The sequence below is a fragment of the Flavobacterium sp. MMS24-S5 genome (assembly GCF_050320125.1).
Lineage (GTDB): Bacteria > Bacteroidota > Bacteroidia > Flavobacteriales > Flavobacteriaceae > Flavobacterium > Flavobacterium tyrosinilyticum.
In genome coordinates this window covers 4,212,486-4,228,998 of record NZ_CP190016.1, presented here as the reverse complement: position 1 = coordinate 4,228,998, position 16,513 = coordinate 4,212,486, and the positions used below count along the sequence as shown (strand labels likewise).

Below are 16,513 nucleotides of genomic sequence, written 5' to 3'. Positions count from 1 at the left end.
AATTAGTGCAAATTAGTACAATTCGGGACAGACTTTAAACTACTTACTTACACAAACTTCGTATCTTTACAAAACCAAATTTTCAGTATACGCAAATGAAATTTCAAGTTTCTTCAGAATATAGTCCAAAAGGAGATCAGCCACAAGCCATACAAAAATTGGCGCAAGGCGTGGTTGACGGAGATAAATACCAAACATTATTAGGAGTTACCGGTTCGGGAAAAACGTTTACTGTTGCCAATGTTATTCAGGAAGTGCAAAGACCCACTTTGGTTTTGGCGCACAACAAAACTTTAGCAGCGCAATTGTATTCGGAGTTCAAACAGTTTTTTCCAAACAATGCGGTGGAGTACTTCGTTTCTTATTACGACTATTATCAGCCAGAAGCATTTATGCCTGTAACGGGAGTTTTCATTGAAAAAGATTTATCTATCAATGAAGAATTGGAGAAAATGCGTTTAAGCACCACTTCTTCCCTACTTTCAGGAAGACGTGACGTTTTGGTTGTAGCTTCTGTTTCTTGTCTATATGGTATCGGAAACCCTGTTGAATTTCAGAAAAACGTAATTGAAATTAAACGTGATCAGGTAATTTCGAGAACTAAATTATTGCATAGTTTAGTTCAGAGTTTATATGCCAGAACTGAAGCCGATTTTAATCCTGGAACTTTCAGAATTAAAGGAGATACAGTAGAAGTTTATCCAAGTTATGCCGATGATGCGTATCGAATTCATTTTTTTGGAGATGAAATTGAGGAAATTGAAGCATTTGATGCCAAAACTTCTCAGGTAATAGAAAAATTTCAGCGTTTAACGATTTATCCTGCCAATATGTTTGTGACTTCTCCAGAAGTTTTACAAGGCGCGATTTGGCAAATCCAGCAGGATTTAGTGAAACAAGTAGATTATTTTAAAGAAATTGGAAAACATCTTGAAGCGAAACGTTTGGAAGAAAGAACCAATTTCGATTTAGAAATGATTCGCGAATTAGGATATTGTTCTGGCATTGAAAATTACTCAAGATATCTTGACGGACGTGAAGCGGGAACGAGACCTTTCTGCTTGTTAGATTATTTTCCAAGTGATTATTTAATGGTTGTGGATGAGAGTCACGTAACCGTTTCGCAAGTTCACGCCATGTATGGAGGTGATCGAAGCCGAAAAGAAAACTTGGTAGAATATGGTTTCCGTCTTCCTGCAGCAATGGACAACCGACCTTTGAAATTTGAAGAATTTGAAGCATTACAAAATCAGGTAATATATGTTTCTGCAACTCCTGCAGATTACGAATTGCAAAAATCGGATGGTATTTATGTCGAGCAAATTATCCGACCGACCGGATTATTAGACCCTGAAATTGAAGTTCGTCCAAGCTTAAATCAGATTGATGACTTGATTGAAGAAATTCAGGTTCGTTGTGAATTAGACGAAAGAGTTCTCGTTACGACTTTAACCAAAAGAATGGCCGAAGAATTGGCCAAATACCTAACAAAAGTAAGCATTCGATGCCGCTACATACATTCTGAAGTTGATACTTTAGAACGTATCGAAATCATGCAAGACTTGCGAAAAGGTATTTTTGATGTTCTTATTGGAGTAAACTTACTTCGTGAAGGTTTAGATTTACCAGAGGTTTCTCTCGTTGCCATTTTAGATGCCGACAAAGAAGGTTTCTTGCGTAATCATAGATCTTTGACGCAAACTATTGGTCGTGCAGCGAGAAACTTAAATGGTAAAGCCATTATGTATGCTGATAAAATTACAGCGAGTATGCAGCGAACAATTGACGAGACCAATTATAGAAGAACCAAACAGATTAATTACAACGTAGAAAATAATATAACTCCTCAAGCTCTAAACAAGAAAATCGAAAGCGCTTTCACCAAAAACCCATTGGTAGAATATGAATTAGGTCATCCAATTCCTGTTGCTGCTGAGCCAGAAACTGCCTATTTATCTAAAGCTGAACTGGAAAAAATGATTCGCGAAAAGCGCAAAACAATGGAGAAAGCCGCAAAAGAACTTGACTTTTTACAAGCTGCTAAACTTCGTGACGAAATTAAAAAATTACAGGAACAACTGCCTTAAAAAAGGCTTTATTCCAAAAAAATAAAGCCATAATAACGAAATTCATTTTTTAAAAATTAACCAATCTAATCTTTTTAAAATTCATTAGATTTATCAAAAATTTTTAAATTCTAGAATGAAATATTATATACTCTTTTTTGTTTTTTTAATTTTTAGCCGCGTATCAACAGCACAATCAAATAAAAGTGATTTTTGGAATGAAGAATTAGAAAATTCATCCGACATTATAAAACCTAATACTCTTTCGACTCATCCATTTGGTATTTATATATCAAGATTAAACCACAATTTCAACGTTCGCTCGACCGATAAATATTCATTCGCATTTGAAGTTTCAAGCGGAAACGTGGTGCTTCCTTATGTAAAATCATATGAATTGACTGATCCTAATGACCGCGAAATTTCCAAAAACCAGCCTTGGCATTCGCGCGAATTTTCATTTGATTTAGATAAAGTGCCATCCAAAATTAAAGAATTTGAGGCCGATGGCGTTATTCGATCGTATCGCTTTAATTTTACGTTACCGCTTACAGTTAATCACGAATTGAGTTTCAGCCTTCGAGCTAACTCGCTTGATCGGGGTAAATATCCGTATTCTATTTTTACTTCAGATGAATCAATCGAATGGTTCCATCGCAATATTGCAGGCGGAAAAGATCCTTTTTCAAGATACCATTATGGTATAAACCAAGCTGGAATAGCTTATAAAGACGAAAACAATAAGGTCTTAACAATGGACAACAATGACTTTCTAATTTCTGGGCTTGATATAAATTATACGTATTACCCTAAACTAGAAATGAATGAAAAACATCATATTTACTTAAATTTTGGCGCTCAGCTGGGTATTAATACTTCAAAATATAATCCTGCTTCAGATTTCGGAATTTCTTCTTCCATCTTAAAAAAAATGATCATTAAGGATAAAAATATTCTAAGTTTCGGATTAAGTTTAGGTGTTTTACGTCAGCATATTTTTGAATATGGAGATGGCGTAAATCTTAGCAATCAAGATTTTTTATGCAGTTTTGAAGGTCTTATTAATTACAAAGTAAAACTTAAAAACAACAATCGAATTTCATACGGTATCAATTATAATTTCCAGAATTCTTACAACAAGAAAAAAGATATGGATTATATTGTTCTAACGGCCAAAGAATAAATACACACTGGCAAAAGACCATATCTCATTTGTATGAAGATTTAGAAGGATGGAGTGCAATTTGTACTTATTCTACGAAGCGATTTTCTTATTTTGTGTATCTTCGGGAAGATTTAAATCTAGATAATGCACCAGATTTACAAACAGGCATTGGTATAAAAATGTCAATCAAAAAGAGTTAGAATTCTATTTTTTAAACAGAAACACAAAACAAGGATTAGCCATGAAACTAATTTTAAGAGAATACAATCTAAAACTTAAACACACTTTTACGATTTCTAGAGAATCTATAGATTTTCAGCCTTCCTTAATTGTAGAATTACAAAGTGATGGTTTTTCTGGTTTTGGAGAAGCTACTTCAAATCCATATTATCATATTACGGTTCCAATGATGATCGCTGATTTGGAGAAAATTAGATCGATTATTGAAAACACAGAAAATGAGACTCCAGAAGTATTTTGGTCAAAAATTCATCCGTATTTAAAAGAGGATATGTTTGCTTTATGCGCTTTAGATTTAGCTTATAATGATTTGTATGCGCGTAAAAAAGGAAAAAAATTATACGAATTATGGAATTACAAAACCGATCATAATCCGTTGACTGATTATACGATTGGAATTGATACAATAGAAAAAATGGTTTTTAAAATGCAAGAACTGCCTTGGCCTATTTATAAAATTAAATTAGGAACAAAAGAAGATATTGCTATTGTAAAAGAACTTAGAAAACATACCAATGCCATTTTTAGAATTGATGCCAATTGTGGATGGACGGTTGACGAAACCATCAATAATGCGGCCGAATTGAAAAAATTGGGAGTTGAATTTCTAGAACAGCCAATGAAGGCAGATAACTGGGAAGGCCACAAAGAAGTCTTCAAACATTCTGTCCTTCCTGTAATTGCTGATGAAAGCTGTATTATTGAAGAAGATGTGGCGAAATGTTTTAACCATTTTCATGGCGTAAATGTAAAACTCGTAAAATGCGGCGGCTTAACTCCAGGAAAACGCATGATCGAAGAAGCCAAAAAACTAGGTTTAAAAACAATGGTGGGCTGTATGACCGAATCTACTGTCGGAATTTCTGCTATTGCACATTTGCTTCCTCAATTGGATTATGTTGATATGGATGGCGCCTTGCTTTTGTCTGAAGACATTGCAACTGGTGTAACAATTGAAGAGGGTGTAGTCCATTATTCAAATCTTAACGGAACAGGAGTTACATTGCTGTAAAATGATAGTCGAAAAATTTCCAGATCGAATCATTGAAATTGACCAAAAACAGTATCTGTATTTTGGAGGAACTGCCTATTTGGGACTTCCAACAAACAAGAAATTTCAGGATTTAGTCGTTCAGAACATTTTAAAATGGGGAACGACTTACGGAAGTTCTAGAACTGCGAATATTCAATTGAGCGCTTATACTGCGGGCGAAAATTTTTTAGTTCAACATATTGGTTCTGAAGATGCTGTAACCGTTTCTTCTGGAATGTTAGCTGGAAAATTGGTTCTAGAAAAATTGAAAAAGCAAACCGATTTTTTTTATCATTTAAACGAAATTCATTCGGCTATTCAAATTGAGAATAGCTTTCCTGTTTTTATAAATGAAAAATTGAATGAGCGCTTATTAGATCCTAAATCAGAAAAAATAACCATTTTGACCGATGGCGTTCCTTCTTTTGAAACCAAACCTGCTGATTTATCTTTCTTAAAACAGATTTCAAACCATAAAGAAATTACCTTGGTTGTTGATGAATCGCATTCGTTGGGAATTATTGGCAAAAATGGTTCTGGAATCTATTCCTCAATTGATTTTCCAATTAAAAGAAAAATCCTGGTTTCGTCTCTAGGAAAAGCTTTCGGATTGACAGGCGGAGTGATTGCTTCAGATTCGGAATTCATCAAAGAAATAAAAGAAATTGAAACTTTTACAAGCGCCGCAGGAATGAATCCCGCTTTTGTACAAACGCTTTCTGATGCTTCTGAAATTTATAAAATACAGCATCAAAAACTGAAAGATAATTTAAGTTATATCGATTCGATTTTAATTAAAAATAAGAACGTTAAGTTTGATGCAGATTATCCTTTAATTTATCTTTTATCGAATGAATTAGTTGAAAAACTAAAAGAAGAAAATATCATTATTGCGAGTTTTAGATACACAAAAGAATCCGAACCCTTAAATCGAATTGTAGTTACAGCAAATCATTTAAAAGAAGATTTGGATAAATTTGTTGCAACTTTAAATGATTTCAATTCTAGATTTTAATCATTTTAAAAACTACCTTTGTAAAATAAATGAAGAGTTTTAGTTCCAGATTGGAAACTTGAAACTTGAAACTTGAAACACAAAAAAACCTGAAACAAGAATTATGACGAATAACGATATACTTAAAAAACTTCGCGTGGCTTTGATGCTCCGTGATGACCAAATAATTGAAATTTTAGAATTAGTAGATTTTAGAATTTCAAAATCAGAATTGGGCGCTTTTTTTAGAGCAGAAGATCATCCAAATTACATGGAATGTGGCGATCAGGTTTTAAGAAACTTCCTAAACGGATTGGTTATTCATTTAAGAGGAACTAAAGAAAATCCTAAAAATCCTAATGATGTTTTAGCAAAACATAAATCTGAAATTCCGAAGAAGGAAACTTCTAAAGAAAGACCAGAATTTAAAGCTGCTCCAAAAGATTCAGAAAAATATAGAGGAGATCAAAGTTCTTCAAAGTCAGGTTCATCAGCTGGAAAACCTAAAAAGAAAGCATTCCCAAAAGGAAATGGAAAACCAGTTGTGGTAGAAAAAGTAGTTTTCAAAAACGGCAATAAGAAAAAATCGTAATTGAGGATTTAACCGCAAAGAACGCTAAGATTTACGCAAAGTTCGCAAAGTTTTATTCACAAAGCTTTGCGAACTTTGCGTTTGAAAAAGATCCTAATTACGGTCTGACTCTCAAATATAGCCAGCGGTTTCAATCGCTGAAACGCCCAGAAATACATTTTGTGATATACGTTGCGTCCCCGTGGTTGAAATCTGAAATAAAACTCGTAAAATTTTATTCACAAAGCTTTGCGAACTTTGCGTTTGTATTCATATTACTTAGCCAAAAATCTTTGCGTGCTTTGCGGTTAAAAAAAATTAAATTTTATTCTCTTCTATTTTATCAAAAAAAGCATCTTTAAAAGTAGCTCCAATTGGCAATTCTTTTCCATTTATAAAAACCGAAAAATTATCTGTCGATTCTATATGCTGCAATGAAACCACATACGATTTATGGATTTGAATAAAATCTTTTTCTGGTAATGATTCAATAACATTTTTTAATGACGAATGTGTAATAATCTGCTGCTTTACAGTATGAATGCAAACATAATTCTGTAAACTTTCTACGTACAAAACTTCATTCAAAAAAACTTTCTGAAATTTATTTTTCCCATCGGTTTTTATAAATAAAAAATCTGGTACAGTGCTGTTACTGGTGCTCGAAACTTCTATTTTCGGTTCAGAGTTTAATTTAGAAACAGCTTGATAAAAACGTTCAAATGCAATTGGTTTTAATAAATAATCGACTGCATTTAATTCAAATCCTTCTAAAGCAAAATCTGGATAAGCCGTTGTAAAAATGACTTTTATATCTTTAGAAATAATTTTAGAAATCTGTAAACCTGTTAATTGAGGCATTTGAATATCTAGAAAAATAACATCTACAGATTGTGAGTTTAGAAATTCTAATGCTTTTAACGAATCATTAAAAACGCCAACCTTCTCCAGAAAATTCACTTTTCCGATGTAATTTTCCAATATTCGCGTTGCAGGCGGTTCGTCGTCGACAATTATGCATTTAAAAGTCATAAATTATTTCTTTAGCGGTATTTTTAAGTAAGTTTTAAAGGTATTATTTTCTTCTGTTTTTTCCAGAATAAATTGGCCTTTATAAGTGTATTCCAGCCTTTTTGTCAAGTTATCAAAACCAATTCCTGTTGAAGAATAATTTTCTCCTTCAATGAAATAATTGAAAGTTGAAATTTCTAGAAAATCGTCCTTTATTCGAATTGAAATAATGGCTTTTTCGTCTTCATTATTAAATTTTCCATGCTTGAAAACATTCTCAACAAAGTGAACCAAAGCCGACGAAATGATTTTTTCGTTTGAATAATTTCCCTCAACCGAAAAATCTAAAAACAACTGATCTTCAAATCTTTTCTTTTGCAAATGAATATAGTTTTGAATGAATTGAATTTCTTTGGAAAGTATCGCTTCATCCTTGTCTGTTTCTGTAATAACATATCGAAGTAAATCAGAAAGAACCAAAATATCATCAGCCATTTCATCTTCTTTTAAAACCAACTGGCTATAAAAAGAATTCAGCGTATTAAACAAAAAATGCGGACTAACCTGTGCTTTCAGCATTTGAAACTCTGCTTTTTTATTCTCCAGAAGCAATTCCTGATTTTGATGTTGCGTAGTATGAAACTGCCAAAATAAAAAAGTCAATGCGCTTAAAAGTACAGCTGGCAATCCGAAGAAAAAATTGTCTTTTATGTAATAACCTATTTCTCTGGCTTCTTCATAGTAGTTGTGCATTCCGGTAATATTAAACATAACCACTTCTTGCAAAAAATAGCGAACAGCCGCAAAAAGCAATAGCGAAACCGGAATTGTCAGAATATAAAAAACTAATTTCTTCCTGTTTAAAAACCATTCACAGAAGTAATAAAAATTGAGAATGTAAATACAAAATATTGCTAACAAATGAGTTGGCGTAATTCCATAACATATTGCTTTTATTACAATTTCTATTTTTTGATCATTAAGTCCAATATCCCAGAAAATATACGTTAGAAATAATAATAAGAAAAAGACAATGTGATAGTAAAAAGGGATTCTTGATTTCATAGTTTTATGATAATTAGCTCAAAAATACAATTAAGCCTTTAATCGAAAATGACATTTATTTAAAACATGCTTTTTTAGGGATGAACTATCAAAAACGTTACACGAAATTATTACTCTGCAAATTTCAGGTGTTTATAAAATGAAATCCTAGGTTCATCAAAAACAAAAAATAAAGGTGAAAAGACGGAATACATTTGTCATGAATTTAAAAACAAAACGTCATGCACAAAATCATTTTATTACTCGCAATTATTACATTAAACTTAACTTCTGCTCAAACTAAGAAAAAACAAATTTTATTAATTGGAACTTTTCATTACGCCAATCCTGGTCATGATGTTGCCAAAATAAAAACTTTTAATGTAATGTCTGAGAAAAGCCAAAAAGAGCTCGAAATTATGAGTGACAAAATCAAGAAATTTGGACCAGATAAAATATTTGTAGAATGGAAATTTAGCAAACAAGCTGAGTTAGACAAGTATTACAGTAAAAACACCGACAGTTTACTTAAAAAAGATCTAAATGAAATTACTCAATTAGCATTACGTACCGCTAAAAAACTGAATCACAAAAAGATGTATGGAATTGATTATCGTACCCGTTTTCCTTATGATAGCTTGATGATGTCAATGGAAAAAGCAAATCAGAAGGATTTAATGAAAAAAAATACGGAGTCAACAGAAAGGTTTGTAAAAGATAATAACGAAAGAATGGCTAAAAGTTCTTTAACAGATCTTATGCTTTACTACAATGAAAAAGCGTCTAATGAAGATAACATCCAATGGTATTTGGAAGTAGCAAACAGAGCTGGAAATCCAGATGATTTTACTGGTGCTTCTTTAGTTTCAAATTGGTACAAAAGAAACTTATACATGTATTCTTTAGTTCAGAAATTAACCGAAAGCTCAGATAATAAAATCATGGTTTTACTTGGAGCCGGACACGCTGCAATGCTAAGAGAATTTCTAGCACATGACCCAGAATTTGAAATCGTAGAATTATCGACTGTTTTGAAATAATACTTTTTTAACCATATCATTAAACTTTGCGTAGACTGCAGTGTGCCTCTACGATATACATTATCCATAAAAACAAAAAATCATGCAAAAAATTATTCTATTACTAGCTCTTATAACATTTAACATGGCATCTGCTCAAACTAAGAAAAAGCAGATATTATTGGTTGGAACATTTCATTACGCCAATCCTGGTCTTGATGTTGCTAAACTAAACAGTTTTGATATCTTGTCTGAGAAAAGCCAAAAAGAACTCGAAATAATGAGTGACAAAATCAAAAAATTTGGTCCTGATAAAATATTTGTAGAATGGGAATTTAACGAACAGGCCGATTTAGACAAATTTTACAATAAAAATACCGACAGTCTTTTTAAAACTAACAAAAACGAAATAACACAACTGGCACTTCGGACGGCTAAAAAACTGAATCATAAAAAATTATACGGAATGAATCTCTATACTTCTTTTCGTTATGACAGTTTAATGATGTCAATGGAAAAAGCAAACCAACAGGATTTATTGAAAAGAAATAATGAGTGGAAAAAAAGAAATGAAAAAGATCATAATGAAAGAATAGCAAAAAGCTCGTTACAAGAACTCATGCTGCATTACAATAAAAAAGAAACCGAAAATAAAAACATCCAATGGTATTTGGAAGTAGCCAATAGAGCTGGAAATCCAGATGATTTTACAGGAGCGCATTTAGTTTCAAATTGGTACAAAAGAAACTTATATATGTATTCTTTAATTCAGAAACTAACTGAAAGCACAGATAACAAAATAATGATTTTAGTTGGAGCTGGTCATGCTGCATTGATAAGAGAATTTATAACACATGATCCAGAATTTGAACTTGTAGAACTATCTACAGTTTTGAAATAAACTTGATGATTTAACCGCAAAGAGCGCAAAGAATTACGCAAAGTTTGCAAAGTTTTTTTTTAGCCACGAATTCACGAATTATTTTCAAAGATTGTAAAAAAATAAAATTCGTGAATTCGTGGCTATTTTCAACATACAGCTTTGCGAACTTTGCGTTTGTATTCATAATCCTTGACAAAAAACCTTGCGAACTTTGCGGTTAAATAGGCTCCAAAAAAAATCCCTCCGAAGCACGGAGGGATTTTCTATATTCAGAAAGATGCACTGCAGTGCATCTCTACAATTTTAATTAAGAAAGAGCAGCTTTAACTTGGTCAGCAGCTTCTTGGAATTGAACTGCAGATAAGATTGGCATACCAGAGTTGTCAATTAATTCTTTTGCAATTTCAGCATTTGTTCCTTGCAAACGAACGATAATTGGCACTTTAATAGCGTCTCCCATGTTTTTGTAAGCATCAACAACACCTTGAGCAACACGGTCACAACGAACGATTCCTCCGAAGATGTTAATTAAGATAGCTTTTACGTTTGGATCTTTCAAGATAATTCTGAAAGCTGTTTCAACACGTTTTGCATCAGCAGTTCCTCCTACGTCAAGGAAGTTAGCAGGCTCAAAACCAGCATATTTAATTAAATCCATAGTTGCCATTGCAAGACCAGCTCCGTTTACCATACATCCTACAGTACCGTCAAGGTCAACATAGTTCAAACCAACTTCTTTAGCTTCAACTTCGATTGGATTCTCCTCACGGATATCTCTCATTTCAGCATATTTAGGTTGTCTGTATAAAGCGTTATCGTCGATGTTAACTTTAGCATCAACAGCTAAGATTTTGTTATCAGAAGTTTTTAAAACTGGGTTGATTTCAAACATAGAAGCATCAGAACCAATGTAAGCATTGTAAAGTGCATCGATGAATTTAACCATTTCTTTGAAAGCATTTCCAGAAAGACCTAAGTTGAAGGCAATTCTTCTAGCTTGGAAACCTTGTAATCCAACAGATGGATCGATTTCTTCAGTAAAGATTAAGTGTGGAGTATGCTCAGCAACTTCTTCGATATCCATTCCACCTTCAGTAGAATACATAATCATGTTGCGTCCTGTACCTCTATTCAATAAAACAGAAACATAGAATTCAGAAGTTTCGCTTTCACCTGGATAGTAAACATCTTCTGCAACTAATACCTTATTTACTTTTTTACCTTCAGGCGGAGTCTGAGGTGTAATCAACTGCATTCCGATGATTTGTTCTGCTAACTCTTCAACTTGTTGTAAGTTTTTTGCCAGCTTAACTCCACCACCTTTTCCACGACCACCTGCGTGAATTTGTGCTTTTATTACATGCCATCCTGTACCAGTTTCGGCAGTTAATTGTTTTGCAGCAGCTACAGCTTCAACCGCATTGTTAGCCACAATTCCGCGTTGTACGCGTACTCCGTAACTCGCTAAAATTTCTTTTCCTTGATATTCGTGTATGTTCATAATATAGAATTTGTCTGGTTCTGAATTTATTTCAGAATAAAAGTGCGACAAAAGTAACAAAATACAACTTAATAGTAAAATCTTTTTCAATTAAATAATTGTTATATATAGGTATTAGACGTTGATAATTCTTCAAAGCAAACAAATCGTTAACGGAACAATTTGTTAATGTTAACACAATTCGCATAAAACGTTTGATATTTAACAAAAAATTCATTGGTTTTATTGGCCTACCGACGATTTTTCCTAATATATTTTAGGAGTAATTATATTTTTAGCAATTCGGGATGCTTTATATCATAATATTAATAATTAAGAATGCTTTTTCTAATATTACAGCAAAAATGAAAGCAAAAGCACTAATTCACTACATTATGTTTAACGAAATCTTTATTTTTGTAAAAAAAATATCAAGAATGAGAGTTAAAGAACAAGGGCTTTATCTGCCTGAATTTGAACACGACAATTGTGGTGCAGGATTTATTTGTAATTTGAATGGTATTAAGTCAAATGATATTATTCACAAAGCATTAGACATCTTAATTAAATTAGAACATCGTGGTGCCGTTAGTTCTGATGGAAGAACTGGTGACGGAGCCGGAATTTTATTCGACATTCCTCATGATTTTTTTAAGAAAGTTTGTGACTTTGAAATCCCAGAAGCGCGTGAGTATGCAGTAGGAATGGTTTTTTTACCAAAAAGCAAAAACCAGGTTTCTTTTTGTATTAATGCATTTGAAGCTACAATCAAAGACCAAAACTTAAAAGTTTTAGGTTGGAGAGATGTACCCGTTGACGTTGAAAATCTAGGTGAAATTGCCGCAGAAAAAGAACCAACTGTTAAACAAGTTTTCGTTTCTAAAAACGGACAAGATTTAACTGAACAAGAATTTAATGCAAAACTTTTTGCAGCTAGAAAAATTGCTGAACACGCCGTAAGAGGATCAAAAACTTCTGAAAGCCACATGTTTTATTTTACTAGTTTATCGACAACTACTATAATATATAAAGGTCTATTGATGCCAGAAGACATCAGCCGTTATTATATAGATTTGAAAGATCCAGACTTGGTGACTCGTTTAGCACTTGTACACCAGCGTTTCTCTACCAATACATTCCCATCTTGGGACTTAGCTCAACCGTTTAGATACATGTGTCACAATGGTGAGATCAATACACTTCGTGGAAACGTAAGCCGTATGCGTGCTCGTGAAGAGCTTATGCAGAGCAAAGTTTTTGGCGAAGACATTAAAAAATTATTTCCAATTATCTTAGAAGGAAAATCAGATTCTGCTTCTATGGATATGGTAATTGAACTTTTATTAATGACAGGTCGTTCATTGCCAGAAGCAATGATGATGGTTGTTCCTGAAGCTTGGGAAAAACACCAGACAATGTCTGCTGAAAAAAGAGCATTCTACGAGTTCAACGCTTGTATCATGGAGCCTTGGGATGGTTCGTGCTTCTATTCCGTTTACAGATGGTAACGTAATTGGTGCTTTACTAGACAGAAACGGATTGCGTCCTTCTCGTTATACTTTAACGAAAAGCGGATTCGTAATTATGTCATCTGAAATTGGTGTATTAGACATTGATCCAGAAGATGTAATTCAGCACGGACGTTTAGAGCCAGGAAAAATGTTCTTAGTTGATATGAATGAAGGACGTATCATCGAAGACGAAGAAGTTAAAAAAGCGATCGTTACAAAACGTCCATACAAACAATGGGTTGATGAAAACTTATTGCCTTTGGCTAGCGTTCCTTACACCAACAACCCTACTCCTGTTGAAAAATTAGATTTCTTAACAAGACAGCGTTTATTTGGTTATACTATTGAAGATTTAAAAACAATCATTAACCCAATGGGTAGCGACGGAGCTGAAGCAATTAGTTCTATGGGTAACGATACGCCTTTGGCAGTTCTTTCAGACCAGCCACAATTGTTGTACAATTACTTCAAACAATTATTCGCTCAGGTTACTAACCCGCCATTGGATGGTATTCGTGAAGAAATCATTACTGATATCAGTTTAGCGATTGGTGGAGATTTCAATATTTTCGAAATCGAATCGAAACAATGTAAAAAACTAAAAATCCAAAATCCAGTCGTTTCGAATGAGGATTTGGATAAAATTAGAAATATCGATCACCCAGATTTCAAATCGGCTACTATTTCTACTTTATACAAAATAGAAAAAGGAGTTAACGGTTTGGAGCGTGCGCTTGAAAAATGTGTTCAAGCAACCTTTAAAGCGGTTGAAGAAGGATGCAACATCATTATCTTATCAGATAGAGGTGTAAGCGAAGAATTAGCTCCAATTCCGATGTTATTGGCTTGTTCTTATATTCACCACTCATTAAACATTTTACAAGTTCGTTCTAAATTCGGAATCATCATCGAATCTGCTGAACCTAGAGAACCTCATCATTTTGCTTTATTGTTCGGATATGGTGCAAGTGCAATCAACCCTTACATGGTAAATGAAATCATTCACGATCAAGTTGAAAAAGGTTTCATCACAAAAGTAAAAGCTGATTATGCTGTTGTAAACTACAACAAAGCGATTGCAAAAGGAATCGTGAAAATCATGAACAAAATTGGTATCTCTACTTTACATTCATACAGAGCTGCTCAGATTTTCGAAATTTTAGGTTTAAACAAAACATTTACTTCGAAATACTTCCCTTACACTCCATCAAGAATTGAAGGTATTGGTTTAATGGAAGTGGAGAAAGAGGTTAAAAAACGTTTCCAAAAAGCTTTCCCAAATTCAAAAGTTGCTAGTTTGCTTTCTCTTGAAATTGGAGGTATTTACAGATGGAGACGTGGTGGAGAAAAACACATGTTTAACCCAACCACTATTTCTAAATTACAACAAGCGGTTCGTTTAAACAGCCCAGAAAGTTATAAAGAATATTCAAATGCCGTTAACGAGCAAAGCTCAAACTTAATGACCATTAGAGGTTTATTCGAATTCAACAATTTAGATCCAATTTCTATTGACGAAGTAGAGCCTTGGACAGAAATTGTAAAGAAATTCAAAACGGGTGCCATGTCTTACGGATTTATTTCTAGAGAAGCACACGAGAATTTAGCGATTGCAATGAACAGAATCGGTGGAAAAAGTAACTCTGGAGAAGGTGGAGAAGATCCTAAACGTTTCCAGAAAGAAATTAACGGAGATTCTAGAAACTCTGCTATCAAACAAGTTGCATCTGGACGTTTTGGTGTTTCAATCAACTATTTGACAAATGCTAAAGAAATCCAGATTAAAATGGCTCAGGGAGCAAAACCTGGTGAAGGTGGACAGTTGCCTGGAGAAAAAGTAGTGCCTTGGATTGCTGAAACTAGAAACTCTACACCTTATGTAGGTTTGATTTCGCCTCCTCCTCACCACGATATTTATTCAATTGAGGATTTATCTCAGTTGATTTACGATTTAAAAAATGCAAACCGTGAAGCTCGTATTAACGTAAAATTAGTTTCTGAAGTTGGAGTTGGAACCATCGCTGCCGGTGTTGCCAAAGCAAAAGCTGACGTTATCTTAATTTCTGGTTATGACGGAGGAACGGGAGCTGCACCTTTAACATCTTTACAGCACACAGGTATTCCATGGGAACTTGGTTTAGCTGAAGCACAGCAAACTTTGATCTTAAACGATTTAAGAAGCCGTGTAGTTTTAGAGTGTGACGGACAGTTAAAAACAGGTCGTGATGTTGCCATCGCAGCTTTATTAGGAGCTGAGGAATTCGGTTTCGCAACTGCTCCACTTGTAGCTTCTGGATGTATCATGATGAGAGCTTGCCACTTAAATACTTGCCCAGTTGGTATTGCAACTCAGGATCCTGAATTGAGAAAAAATTTCAAAGGAACTCCAGAGCACGTAATCAACTTCATGTATTTCATTGCTGAAGAGTTAAGAGAAATCATGGCGCAGTTAGGTTTCAGAACGTTAAAAGAAATGGTAGGTCAATCACAAAAATTAAATGTGAACAAAGCCATCAAACATTATAAAGCAAATGGTTTAGACTTGTCATCAATTCTATACAAACCGGAAAAAGCGAAAACAGAGCCAAATCATAATACAACTACTCAAGATCACCAACTTGAAAATGTATTGGATTTTGATATCATCAAAGAAGCGATTCCGTCTATCTATAGAAAAGAGAAAACAAGAGTAACCTTTAAAATTAAAAATACAGACCGTTCTGTAGGTGCTATTTTGAGTAACGAAATCTCAAAAATCTACGGGGCACAAGGATTACCTGATGACACTATTTTAGTTGATTTTGAAGGTTCTGCTGGACAAAGTTTTGGTGCTTTTGCAACAAACGGATTGTCATTTAAAATTCACGGAAACTGTAATGATTATTTAGGAAAAGGGCTGTCTGGAGGAAAATTAATTGTAAAAGTACCTCCTACTGCGACTTTCAACCCTGAAGACAATATCATTATCGGAAACGTTGCCCTTTACGGAGCTATTACCGGAGAGGCTTATATTAATGGAATGGCCGGAGAGCGTTTCTGTGTTAGAAATTCTGGAGCAACAGCAGTTGTAGAAGGAATTGGAGATCACGGTTGCGAGTACATGACTGGTGGTACAGTAGTAGTTTTAGGAAAAACAGGAAGAAACTTCGCAGCTGGTATGAGCGGTGGTGTAGCTTATGTTTATGATTCAAATAAGAAATTCGATTCTACAGTTTGTAACATGGAAATGGTTGCATTCGACCCAATGGAAGAAGAAGATCTTACGAAACTAAGAAAACTGATCAAAAATCATTCATTGTACACAAGCAGTCCATTAGCAAAAAGAATTTTAGCAGACTGGGAAAATCAACAACAGCACTTCGTAAAAGTAATGCCTACTGATTACAAAAAAGCATTACAAAGAATTGCAGAAGAGAAAAAAATAGAAGAATTAATAGCGGGATAAATGATTTTAGAATTCAGATTTTAGATTTTAGATTGAAATCAACCTCAAAGC

At 33.8% G+C, this 16,513-nt stretch carries 10 protein-coding genes and 1 pseudogene; 8 read left to right on the top strand and 3 right to left on the bottom strand.

Annotated elements, in window-relative coordinates:
• Window positions 1–95: 95 nt before the first annotated feature.
• From uvrB to ACPWTF_RS19385, 5 genes are all read left to right on the top strand, one after another.
• Window positions 96–2,087, top strand: a complete 1,992-nt coding sequence (uvrB, locus tag ACPWTF_RS19405) for an excinuclease ABC subunit UvrB (RefSeq protein WP_250835195.1) — start codon at window positions 96–98, stop codon at window positions 2,085–2,087.
• Between the two features lie 115 nt (window positions 2,088–2,202).
• Entirely contained in the window at window positions 2,203–3,249 is a 1,047-nt protein-coding gene (locus ACPWTF_RS19400; RefSeq protein ID WP_427872578.1) for a hypothetical protein, read from the top strand.
• 223 nt (window positions 3,250–3,472) lie between these two features.
• The gene (locus tag ACPWTF_RS19395; RefSeq protein ID WP_427872577.1) at window positions 3,473–4,483 is read left to right on the top strand and encodes a dipeptide epimerase; all 1,011 of its coding nucleotides are present in this window, start codon (window positions 3,473–3,475) and stop codon (window positions 4,481–4,483) included.
• Between the two features lies 1 nt (window position 4,484).
• Window positions 4,485–5,519, top strand: coding sequence for an aminotransferase class I/II-fold pyridoxal phosphate-dependent enzyme (locus ACPWTF_RS19390; protein WP_427872576.1), 1,035 nt, complete (start codon window positions 4,485–4,487; stop codon window positions 5,517–5,519).
• A gap of 103 nt (window positions 5,520–5,622) precedes the next feature.
• Window positions 5,623–6,090 (top strand): DUF1456 family protein, encoded by a 468-nt coding sequence (locus tag ACPWTF_RS19385; protein ID WP_250835191.1) that lies wholly within the window; start codon window positions 5,623–5,625, stop codon window positions 6,088–6,090.
• A gap of 297 nt (window positions 6,091–6,387) precedes the next feature.
• Here ACPWTF_RS19385 and ACPWTF_RS19380 read toward each other — a convergent pair whose 3' ends face one another.
• Together ACPWTF_RS19380 and ACPWTF_RS19375 are read right to left on the bottom strand one after the other, a co-directional pair.
• Window positions 6,388–7,101 carry a LytR/AlgR family response regulator transcription factor gene (locus tag ACPWTF_RS19380; protein WP_095931354.1) on the bottom strand — a complete coding sequence of 238 codons (714 nt, stop codon included), beginning with the start codon at window positions 7,099–7,101 and terminating at the stop codon, window positions 6,388–6,390.
• A gap of 3 nt (window positions 7,102–7,104) precedes the next feature.
• Window positions 7,105–8,145 carry a sensor histidine kinase gene (locus ACPWTF_RS19375; protein ID WP_427872575.1) on the bottom strand — a complete coding sequence of 347 codons (1,041 nt, stop codon included), beginning with the start codon at window positions 8,143–8,145 and terminating at the stop codon, window positions 7,105–7,107.
• A 221-nt stretch (window positions 8,146–8,366) separates the two neighbouring features.
• Between ACPWTF_RS19375 and ACPWTF_RS19370 the strand changes: the two genes are divergently transcribed.
• Window positions 8,367–9,164: a DUF5694 domain-containing protein gene (locus ACPWTF_RS19370; RefSeq protein WP_427872574.1), complete on the top strand. Its 798-nt coding sequence runs from the start codon at window positions 8,367–8,369 to the stop codon at window positions 9,162–9,164.
• A gap of 82 nt (window positions 9,165–9,246) precedes the next feature.
• Window positions 9,247–10,044, top strand: a complete 798-nt coding sequence (locus tag ACPWTF_RS19365) for a DUF5694 domain-containing protein (protein ID WP_427872573.1) — start codon at window positions 9,247–9,249, stop codon at window positions 10,042–10,044.
• 289 nt (window positions 10,045–10,333) lie between these two features.
• On the opposite strand, the gene sucC is transcribed toward ACPWTF_RS19365, so the two are convergent.
• Window positions 10,334–11,527: an ADP-forming succinate--CoA ligase subunit beta gene (sucC, locus tag ACPWTF_RS19360; RefSeq protein WP_066035083.1), complete on the bottom strand. Its 1,194-nt coding sequence runs from the start codon at window positions 11,525–11,527 to the stop codon at window positions 10,334–10,336.
• A 416-nt stretch (window positions 11,528–11,943) separates the two neighbouring features.
• Here sucC and gltB point away from each other — a divergent pair.
• A pseudogene (gene gltB, locus ACPWTF_RS19355) lies at window positions 11,944–16,462 on the top strand (glutamate synthase large subunit).
• Window positions 16,463–16,513 lie beyond the last annotated feature (51 nt).